Origin of the sequence: Kitasatospora sp. NPDC059803 (genome assembly GCF_042732255.1) — a bacterium.
Lineage (GTDB): Bacteria > Actinomycetota > Actinomycetes > Streptomycetales > Streptomycetaceae > Kitasatospora.
Genome location: NZ_JBHWIJ010000394.1, coordinates 4,444 through 6,503, shown reverse-complemented (window position 1 = coordinate 6,503; position 2,060 = coordinate 4,444). Strand labels below are relative to the sequence as shown.

2 protein-coding genes are annotated in these 2,060 nt (G+C 76.7%); one reads left to right on the top strand and one right to left on the bottom strand.

Annotation, left to right across the window (positions count from 1 at the left end; genetic code table 11):
• Positions 1–162: 162 nt before the first annotated feature.
• Positions 163–1,095 carry a C40 family peptidase gene (locus tag ACFV6I_RS36395; protein ID WP_063350146.1) on the top strand — a complete coding sequence of 311 codons (933 nt, stop codon included), beginning with the start codon at positions 163–165 and terminating at the stop codon, positions 1,093–1,095.
• 185 nt (positions 1,096–1,280) lie between these two features.
• Here the strand turns inward: ACFV6I_RS36395 and ACFV6I_RS36390 are convergent.
• Positions 1,281–2,060 (bottom strand): PfkB family carbohydrate kinase (locus ACFV6I_RS36390; protein WP_380430259.1); only part of this gene is annotated, 780 nt, incomplete at its 5' end.

Genomic DNA, 2,060 nt, shown 5'->3' with positions numbered 1-2,060 from the left:
CGGGGGCGCCGCGCCGCCCGCGCGCCCGGCCCGGGGGGGGGGCGCGGGCGGGCGGGGGTCTGCCGAGCCGTACGTGCCGTCTCACCGGGACGTGCGTGTCCGTAGCCGATTCCGCAGCCGCCCCCGTGGCGGCAGTTCGCAGCAGTGAGGGAAGACAGCAGGATGACCACCGTCAACACCGGCGCGCCGGGTGCCGCCGACGAACCGACCGGGCAGCACGCTGCCGCCACCGCCGACCAGCGGGCGGCTGACGTCCGCCCCGTCCGCCCCGTCCGCCCCTCGCGGGCCGCGCGGGTGCGCCGGGGGATAGGCATGGTGGCCGTGATCGTGGCCGGTGCGGGTGTGATCGGCGTCGGCCCCGGCGTCAGCCCCGCGGCCGCCGAGTCGGCACCGGCGCACGCCGGGTGGGACGGCTCGCGGTACTGGTTCAAGAACAGCAAGGGGCAGTGGCGCTGGACCACGCACTACGACGTGTACGTGGCGCGGACAGGGGGCGGATCCTCCTCCGCGGCGAAGTCCCCGTCGACGGGTGCGAAGTCGAGCGGCGGGATCAAGCAGGGGTGGGACGGGTCGCGGTACTGGTTCAAGAACAGCAAGGGGGAGTGGCGCTGGACCACGCACTACGACGTGTACGTGGCGCGGACGGGCGGCGGGTCCCCGTCGCCGTCCGGATCGTCCGGGTCGTCCTCGTCGGGTTCGTCGGGCTCGGCCGCTGGTGCGGTGGCGGGTGACCAGGGCATCGAGTCCGCCGTGCAGTTCGCGCTGAGCCAGCTGGGCAAGCCGTTCCGGACCGCGGGCAACGGGCCGGACGGGTACGACTGCTCGGGCCTCGTGCAGCAGGCCTTCCGGCGCGGCGGGGTGAACCTGCCGCGGGTGGCCAACGACCAGTACGCGGCGACCACGCCCATCAGTGCCGGCCAGCTGCGCCGGGGCGACCTGCTGTTCTGGTCTCCCAACGGCACCAAGCGGGGCATCCAGCACGTGGCGATCTACCTGGGCAACAACCAGTACGTCGAGGCGGCGCGGCCGGGGACGCTGATCCGGATCTCGGGGATCAGCAGCGGCTACTACCCGTCGTACATGGGCCGGCCGTAGGTCGAGTGCTAGACAAGTGGGCGGGGGCGTTCGGGAGTTGTGGCCCGGGTGCCCCTGTTCGGGGCAGGCTGGGTCCGCCCGGCCTGCTTGGTCCGCCCGGCCCGGCCCGCCCGGCCCGGCCCGGCCGGCCTGGCCCGGCCGGCCTGGTCCGCCTGGCCAGCCCGGCGCCGTCGGGCAGTGGCTGGTCAGAGGTCGGTCGGGCGGGGGAGGGCGCCACGGGCGCCCAGGGCGGTGACGGCGAACGCGCCGGCGGCCACGGCGGTGGCGGCTGCGGCGGGGAGGGGTGCGCCGCGGGCGAGTCCGGCGGCGAGGGCGCCGCAGAAGACGTCGCCGGCACCGGTGGTGTCGACGACCTGGACGGCGGGGGCGGGGAGTCGGGCCGACCGTCCCTCGGTGGCGACCAGCGCGCCCTCGCTGCCGAGGGTGAGCACGACGCCGTCGGCGCGGCGGGCGAGGGCCCGGGCCGCCTCCTCGACGGTGGGGGCGCCGGTCAGCTGGCGGGCCTCGACGGCGTTGGCGACGACCAGGGGGCGGCGTCCGGTCGGACCGGTGTCGGGGAGCGAGCCGGCCGGGGCGGCGTTGTGCACCCAGTGGGTGCCGTCGGCCGGCAGGGCGGCGGCGGTCGCGCGGATGCACTCCTCGGGGACCTCGTCGCTGGTGAGGAGTACGTCGACGGGGAGCAGGTGTAGGCGGGCGAGTGCGGCGGTGACCTCGGCGGCGGTCAGGTGGGCGTTGGCGCCGGGGACGACGACGATGCTGTTCTCGCCGGCGGGGTCGACCATGACGATCGCCTGCCCGGTCGGCGCGTCGGGGTGGGTGAGCACGGAGCCCGTCTCGACCTCCGCGCCGCGCAGGTCGGTGAGCGCGGCTTCGCCGTCGGCGTCGCGCCCGACCTTCGCGACCAGGTGGGCGGCGGCGCCCATGCGCGCCGCCGCCACCGCCGGGTTGGCGCCCTTGCCGCCGAA

Bases quoted from the DNA above. Each gene is read 5' to 3' on its own strand.
- ACFV6I_RS36395 (WP_063350146.1), top strand. From the start codon at position 163: ATGACCACCGTCAACACCGGCGCGCCGGGTGCCGCCGACGAACCGACC.